The following is a 1723-nucleotide window of genomic DNA, read 5'->3' on the forward strand; positions in this document are numbered from 1 at the left end:
ATTCCTTACAACGCCAGCAGCTTGTCCAGAATGCTGTTTAGCTGCGCCTGCTCGCCCTCATCGAGGCGGGCCAGCAGCTCCCGCTCGTGCGCCCGGGCCAGCGGCGCGACCTCGTCGTGAATCGCCCAGCCGGCTTCGGACAGCTTCAGCACCGAGCGGCGCTTATCGCCGTCGTGGATGCCGCGGTCCACCCGGCCCGCGTCGACCAGCCGTGCCACCGCACGACTCACCGCCACCTTGTCCATGGCGCTGCGGTCCACCACCTCCCGTGCCGAGATCTCCGGAAACCGCGCCAGGATGGTCATCACGCGCCATTCCGTCATGCTCAGCTCGAAGCGGTCCTGGTATTCCGTGGCGATCGACTGGCTCACCGTGTTCGACAGGATGGACAGGCGATAGGGCAGGAAATGCTCGAGCTCCAGCGGGGCATGGGCGGCAACGGGTTCTAGGGTCATGCTGTGCTGGTCCTTGCAATTGGTTACAAGTGAAACTATAACGTGCGGGTAGTCGGCGCAAGCCGTGCCCAATGCCAGGAGTATCGCCCATGAGCGCCCAGCCCAATATCGGTATGGAAGTCACCACCTTCGAAAACCCGCAGGGTGTCGATGGCTTCGAGTTCGTCGAATTCGCCGCGCCGGATCCGGCCCTGCTGCACACGCTGTTCCCGAAGCTCGGCTTCACCGCGGTGGCGAAGCACAAGACGAAGAAGATCACCCTGTATCGCCAGGGCGAGTGCAACTTCCTGGTCAACGAAGAGCCGAACTCGTTCGCTTCCGACTTCGCCGCCGAGCATGGCCCGAGCGCCTGTGGCTTCGCCATCCGATTCAACCGCCCGGCGACCGACGTGCAGGCCACCGCGTTGTCCAATGGCGCCGAGAAGGTCGAGCACAAGGCCGACACCCTCGCACTGGACGTGCCGACCATCCAGGGCATCGGTGGTTGCGCGCTGTACCTGATCGATACCTACGGCGCCAAGGGCGACGTGTTCGACAGCGAGTTCGAGTTTATTTCGGGCGTCGACCGTCGCCCGAAGGGTTTCGGCCTGACCTTCATCGACCACCTGACCCACAACCTGCACTTCGGCAACATGCAGAAGTGGTCGGACTACTACGAGCGTCTGTTCAACTTCCGCGAGATCCGCTACTTCGACATCAAGGGCGCGAAGACCGGCCTGGTGTCCAAGGCGATGACCGCGCCGGACGGCATGGTCCGCATTCCGCTCAACGAATCGGCGGACGAGAAGTCGCAGATCAACGAGTACATTCGTGAGTACAACGGCGAAGGCATCCAGCACATCGCGCTGTTTACCGACAATATCTACGAGTCGGTGGAAGCCATGCGCGCGCTGGACGTGGCCTTCCTCGAAACGCCGGACACGTACTACGAAGTGATCGACATCCGCGTGCCGGACCATGGCGAGGACATTCCCCGTCTGCAGAAGAACAAGCTGCTGATCGACGCCGACGACGAGACCAAGAAGAAGCTGTTGCTACAGATCTTCACGCAGAACACCATCGGTCCGATCTTCTTCGAGATCATCCAGCGCAAGGGCAACGAAGGCTTCGGTAACGGCAACTTCAAGGCGCTGTTCGAATCCATCGAACGCGACCAGATGCGCCGCGGCGTGCTCTAAGCGCGCGAGGCCTTCGCGAAAGCTAGACTAAGCGCGGCGCGGTCCTGAGACGGACCGCGCCGCGATGCGTTCATCCCAAGGATCCCCACG

At 62.2% G+C, this 1723-nt stretch carries 2 protein-coding genes; one reads left to right on the plus strand and one right to left on the minus strand.

Annotated features, from left to right (window positions below; translation table 11 throughout):
• Positions 1-5: 5 nt before the first annotated feature.
• Complete coding sequence (locus AC1DSN_RS22175; protein ID WP_063570850.1) at positions 6-455, minus strand: MarR family winged helix-turn-helix transcriptional regulator; 450 nt, start codon at positions 453-455, stop codon at positions 6-8.
• Between the two features lie 89 nt (positions 456-544).
• Between AC1DSN_RS22175 and hppD the strand changes: the two genes are divergently transcribed.
• Positions 545-1633 (plus strand): 4-hydroxyphenylpyruvate dioxygenase, encoded by a 1089-nt coding sequence (gene hppD, locus AC1DSN_RS22180; protein ID WP_063570849.1) that lies wholly within the window; start codon positions 545-547, stop codon positions 1631-1633.
• Positions 1634-1723: the final 90 nt, after the last annotated feature.

This window comes from Luteibacter sp. P4_D7_3 (genome assembly GCF_056401735.1).

What these genes read in the sequence shown, in the direction of transcription:
- AC1DSN_RS22175 (WP_063570850.1), bottom strand. Translation starts at nt 455, where the DNA reads ATGACCCTAGAACCCGTTGCCGCCCATGCCCCGCTGGAGCTCGAGCAT.
- hppD (WP_063570849.1), top strand. Translation starts at nt 545, where the DNA reads ATGAGCGCCCAGCCCAATATCGGTATGGAAGTCACCACCTTCGAAAAC.